Genomic DNA, 4996 nt, shown 5'->3' on the forward strand with positions numbered 1-4996 from the left:
AGTTTCCTGGCAACAGCCCGGGCGCCTCGCGCCGCGGGACTTTTAGGCGCGTCTGGATTTCGTCATGAGCGCAGTTGGATCGGCGGCAGGTCGGGCCCTTCAACAGCGAGCGCACGGTCGCGTAGGGCTGCTCCTTGCGCGGAAAGCTGATAGACCTCGATTTCATTGCTGTCGAGATAATAGACAGGACGATGCCATGACCATTTTAGCGGTGGATCAGCCAGCGCACGGCGGCCAAGCCGAACTTCCAAGCCTGCGGGCGCGCCTGGCGTGCCGGGCCGGCATGGCCACAACCACCGCCGGCGTCGCCAACGGTTTTGTGCAAGGGAACCTGGCGATCCTGCCGGAGAAGCTTGCAGCGTCCTTTCACCGCTTCTGCCAGCTCAATCCAAAACCCTGTCCGGTCATCGGCATGTCCGACGTCGGCAATCCCCGCATTCCCGCGCTCGGGATCGACCTGGACATCCGCACCGATCTGCCGCGTTACCGGGTCTGGCGCGACGGCTGTGTGGTGGAGGAGCCGACCGATATCCTGGCGCATTGGCGTGACGATCTCATAGCCTTCGTGCTCGGCTGCTCGTTCTCGTTCGAGGAAGCGCTGCTGGCCGAGGACCTGCCGATCCGTCACATCGAGCGCGGCGTTCGCGTGCCGATGTACCGCACCAATATGGCCTGTGCGCCGGCTGGGCCCTTCGCCGGTCCGATGGTGGTGTCGATGCGGCCGTTCAAACCTGCCGATGCGATCCGCGCGGTACAGATCACCTCGCGATTCCCTTCCGTGCACGGTGCTCCCGTCCATCTCGGTCATCCGCATTCGATCGGCATCGCCGATCTTGCAAAACCCGACTATGGCGATCCCGTGCCGGTGGAAGCCGATGAGATTCCCGTATTCTGGGCGTGCGGCGTGACCCCGCAAGCGGTGATCGCGGCGGCGAAGCTGCCGTTTGCGATCACCCATGCGCCGGGGCTGATGCTGGTGACCGATCTCAGGAACAAGCAACTGGCTGTGCTTTGATGGGCGGCGCGCGCTGTTGTTTGAGGCTTCACCGTAACCTGCGCCTAGGGTGGGCAAAGGCGCTCTTTGCGCCGTGCCCACCATTTCGGATTCGAAAAGATGGTGGGCACGCCATCGACCCGCGCGTTCGCGCGGTCCGTTGGCTTTTGCCCACCCTACGGCAAATGGTCCTGCCCTTGCTTCGGCAATCCCAGCTCGAACGTCTTCGACAGATCTGCCACCTGCGCCGGCGTCAGAAAGCGCGGGTTCAGCCCGCGCAGCAGCAGATAGAGCTTTGCGGTTTCTTCCAGTTCCTCGATGGCGAATACCGCGGCCTCCAGCGTATCGCCCGAGACCACCGGGCCGTGATTGGCGAGCAGCACGGAGGAATATTTTCCGGCGAGCCCCCTGATCGCGTCCGCAACCGCGGGATCGCCGGGCCGATAATAGGGCACCAGCGCGGTCAAGCCGCATCTCATCAGGTAGTAGGCCGTCAGCGGCGGCAGTGCGGCGTGCGGATCGATCTCGGGCAGCATCGACAGTGCCACCGAATGGGTCGAATGCAGGTGCACCACCGCGCGGGCGGTGCCGCGGGTCTGGTACAGCGCGCGATGCAGGGGCACCTCTTTGGTCGGTGCATCGCCGCAAATGAGCCGGCCGTCGGCGCCGAGCCGCGACAGCCGTGCCGGGTCCAGCGACCCCAGCGAGGCGTTGGTGGGCGTCACTACCCAGCCGCCGTCGTCGAGTTTGACGCTGATATTGCCCGACGAGCCCGGCGTCAGCCCGCGCTCGAACAGCGAGCGGCCGAGACGGCAGATGTCCTCGCGTACCGCGGTTTCGGTCATTTCAGCACCCCGATTACCACCCTCTACCCGATCTTTGTTTTCCGCCTTTTCCCATGCTTTGGCAGCGCGGCCAAGGCGTGATACCCAAAGCGCAAGGCCGCCCGCGATATCGGCCGTGAGGAACCAGGGAAATCCAGGGAATTAGCGCATGTCCGAATCCGTCCCCGCAAAACCGCGCGTTGCCGTCATCGGGCTGGGCTCGATGGGTTTTGGCATGGCCACCTCGCTGCGCCGCGCCGGCTTTGAGGTCAAAGGCTGTGACGTCTCGGCCGATGCCGTGGCGCGCTTCGTCGCCGATGGCGGGGGCGGCGCCTCAACGCCGGCGGAGGCGGCGATTGCGGCCGGCATTGTCGTCAGCGTGGTCGTCAACGCCGCGCAGACCGAGGCCATCCTGTTCGGCAGGGACGGCGTCACCGAAACGCTGGCCAAGGACGCCGTGTTCGTCTCGTCCGCGACCATGGACCCGGATGTGGCGCGGCGGCTGGCAAAACAGCTGGAGGCGACCGGCCGGCATTATCTCGACGCGCCGATCTCCGGCGGCGCGCAACGCGCAGCGCAGGGCGAACTGACCATTCTGGCGTCCGGCAGCCCAGCGGCCTTCGCCAAGGCAAGGCCGGCGCTCGATGCCATGGCGGCAAAACTCTACGAGCTCGGCGATGCCGCGGGCCAGGGCGCCGCCTTCAAGATGATCAACCAGCTCTTGGCCGGCGTGCATATTGCCGCGGCGGCGGAAGCCATCACCTTCGCGGCCAAGCAGGGGCTCGATATCCGCCGGGTCTATGAGGTGATCACGGCATCGGCCGGCAATTCCTGGATGTTCGAAAACCGCATGCCGCATGTGCTCGATGGCGACTACACCCCGCGCAGCGCGGTGGAAATTTTTGTCAAGGACCTCGGCATCATCCAGGACATGGCGCGGTCAGCAAAATTCCCGGTGCCGGTGGCGGCGGCGGCGCTGCAGATGTTTCTGATGACCGCGGGCTCCGGCATGGGCCGCGACGACGACGCCTCGGTGGCGCGCATGTATGCCCGCGTCACCGGCACGCCTCTGCCCGGCGAACCGACGTCGAAGTGAACGAACAAGAGGACCGCCGATGCCCCGTTTCGCCGCCAATCTCACCATGATGTTCAACGAAGTGCCGTTCCTCGACCGTTTTGACGCGGCCGCGAAGGCAGGCTTTACGGCTGTTGAATTCCTCTTTCCCTATGATCATCCCGCCGACGCGATCGGCGAGCGGCTCCATCGCAATGGCCTGACGCAGGCGCTGTTCAACCTGCCGCCGGGCAACTGGGACGCCGGCGAGAAGGGCTTTGCCGCGCTGCCGGACCGTTTTGCCGACCTGCAGCAGAGCCTGCGCACCGCGCTGCCCTATGCGCAGGCGACCGGCGTCAAGCGCGTCCATTTGATGGCGGGCCTGGCGAGCCGTGGCGACCGCCGGGCAGTCGAGGCGTTCTACAAATCGGTGGCATGGACCGCGGAATTTTTCGCCCCCCATGGCCTCGACGTCGTGATCGAGCCGATCAATCCGCGCAACGTGCCCGGTTATTTCCTCAACGATTTTGTCTTTGCGCGCGATCTGATCGTTGAATTGAAAATTCCCAATCTGAAATTGCAATTCGACATCTATCACTGCCAGATCATCCATGGCGACGTCACCATGCGGCTGCGCGAGATGATGCCGGTCATCGGCCACGTCCAGATCGCCAGCATTCCCTCGCGCAACGAGCCCGACGGCGAGGAGTTGAACTATCCGTTCCTGTTCGCAGAACTCGACCGGCTCGGCTATGGCGGGTTTGTCGGCTGCGAATATAACCCGCGCGGCAAGACCACCGATGGCCTCGGCTGGTTTGCGCCCTATGCCGGAGCAAAACCGTGACGCTGGCACTGGGTTGCATCGCCGACGACTATACCGGCGCCTCCGATCTCGCCAATACCCTGACCCGCGGCGGCCTGCGCACGGTGCAGACCATCGGCATTCCCGCCGATGATCTCGAACTGCCCGAAGTCGATGCGGTGGTGGTGTCGCTGAAAAGCCGGTCGATCGATTCAGGTGTTGCGGTGCTGCGCTCGCGCGCCGCGGAAAGATGGCTGCGCGGGCGCGGCGCCGATCATGTGTTGTTCAAGATCTGCTCGACCTTCGATTCCACCGACGCCGGCAATATCGGCCCCGTCATGGACGCGCTGCGCGCAGATTGCGGCGAGACCATCGTGCTGGTGACGCCGGCTTTTCCGGAAACCGGCCGCACCGTCTATCAGGGCCATCTGTTCGTCGGTTCGGTACCGCTGAACGAAAGCCCGCTCAAGGACCATCCACTCAACCCGATGCATGACTCCAATCTGGTGCGGGTGCTGGCGCGACAGAGCAGGAGCAAAGTCGGGCTGGTCGATCTCGCCGCGGTCGCGCGCGGGCCGGACGCGGTCCGTCAGTGTCTTGCCGGTCTCGCCGGCAAGGATTTCGGTGCGGCCATTGCCGACGCTGTTTTCGAACGCGATCTTGAAACCATTGGCCAGGTCGCGCTGGATCATCGGCTCTCCGTCGGTGCATCCGGCCTTGGGCTCGGGCTTGCTCGTGCGCTGGTCGCCGCAGGCCGGGTCGAAGCGAAGGCGCCGGACGCGGTGGCCGACGCTCCGACCGGCGGACCGGCGGCGTGTCTTGCCGGCAGCTGTTCGCAGGCCACGCTGCGGCAGATCGCAAGCGCCGAAGCTGATATGCCGGTGCTGCATCTCGATCCCGAGCAGGTCGTCAAGGGCCAGGACGAAAGCCGCCGCGCGCTGGCCTGGGCCAGGGAACGGCTGGGAAATGGACCCATCCTGATCGCCAGCAGTTCGACGCCGGACCAGGTCTTCGCCTTGCAGGCCCGCTACGGCCGCGAGGCCGCCGGCCATGCCATCGAGCAGGCGATGGCCGACATCGCGCAGGGATTGGTCTTGTCCGGCGTGCGGCGGCTGGTGGTCGCCGGCGGCGAGACCTCAGGCGCGGTGGTGGATCGCTTGAAAATTCCCGGATTTCTGGTGGGCGCGGAGATCGCCGCCGGCGTGCCGGTGCTGCGTTCGGTCGGCGCCAGGGACGGCGAGATGCTGCTGGCGCTGAAATCCGGCAATTTCGGGGGCACGGAATTCTTCTCCGATGCGCTCAAGCTGATGCGCTGAGCGATC

The 4996-nt window shown here is 65.3% G+C and carries 5 protein-coding genes; 4 read left to right on the forward strand and 1 reads right to left on the reverse strand.

Annotated features, from left to right (window positions below; all coding sequences use genetic code 11):
• Positions 1–196 precede the first annotated feature (196 nt).
• Positions 197–1015, forward strand: coding sequence for a putative hydro-lyase (locus ABSG20_RS29770; protein ID WP_423868038.1), 819 nt, complete (start codon positions 197–199; stop codon positions 1013–1015).
• Positions 1016–1170: 155 nt separating this feature from the next.
• Here ABSG20_RS29770 and otnC read toward each other — a convergent pair whose 3' ends face one another.
• Complete coding sequence (gene otnC, locus ABSG20_RS29775; RefSeq protein ID WP_423868039.1) at positions 1171–1839, reverse strand: 3-oxo-tetronate 4-phosphate decarboxylase; 669 nt, start codon at positions 1837–1839, stop codon at positions 1171–1173.
• A 148-nt stretch (positions 1840–1987) separates the two neighbouring features.
• Between otnC and ltnD the strand changes: the two genes are divergently transcribed.
• Genes ltnD through otnK form a run of 3 tightly spaced genes read left to right on the forward strand, consistent with a single transcriptional unit; the run spans position 1988 to position 4990 of the window.
• Complete coding sequence (gene ltnD, locus ABSG20_RS29780; protein WP_423868040.1) at positions 1988–2914, forward strand: L-threonate dehydrogenase; 927 nt, start codon at positions 1988–1990, stop codon at positions 2912–2914.
• A gap of 19 nt (positions 2915–2933) precedes the next feature.
• Positions 2934–3716, forward strand: coding sequence for a 2-oxo-tetronate isomerase (otnI, locus tag ABSG20_RS29785; RefSeq protein WP_423868041.1), 783 nt, complete (start codon positions 2934–2936; stop codon positions 3714–3716).
• Entirely contained in the window at positions 3713–4990 is a 1278-nt protein-coding gene (otnK, locus tag ABSG20_RS29790) for a 3-oxo-tetronate kinase (protein ID WP_423868042.1), read from the forward strand. The genes otnI and otnK overlap by 4 nt, the downstream gene beginning before the upstream one ends.
• The last annotated feature ends 6 nt before the right edge of the window (positions 4991–4996 follow it).

The sequence above is a fragment of the Bradyrhizobium sp. genome, from assembly GCF_049512235.1.
Lineage (GTDB): Bacteria > Pseudomonadota > Alphaproteobacteria > Rhizobiales > Xanthobacteraceae > Bradyrhizobium.

Excerpts from the sequence above, each read along its gene's own strand:
- otnC (WP_423868039.1), bottom strand. The coding sequence starts at position 1,839 with ATGACCGAAACCGCGGTACGCGAGGACATCTGCCGTCTCGGCCGCTCG.
- ltnD (WP_423868040.1), top strand. The coding sequence starts at position 1,988 with ATGTCCGAATCCGTCCCCGCAAAACCGCGCGTTGCCGTCATCGGGCTG.
- otnI (WP_423868041.1), top strand. The coding sequence starts at position 2,934 with ATGCCCCGTTTCGCCGCCAATCTCACCATGATGTTCAACGAAGTGCCG.
- ABSG20_RS29770 (WP_423868038.1), top strand. The coding sequence starts at position 197 with ATGACCATTTTAGCGGTGGATCAGCCAGCGCACGGCGGCCAAGCCGAA.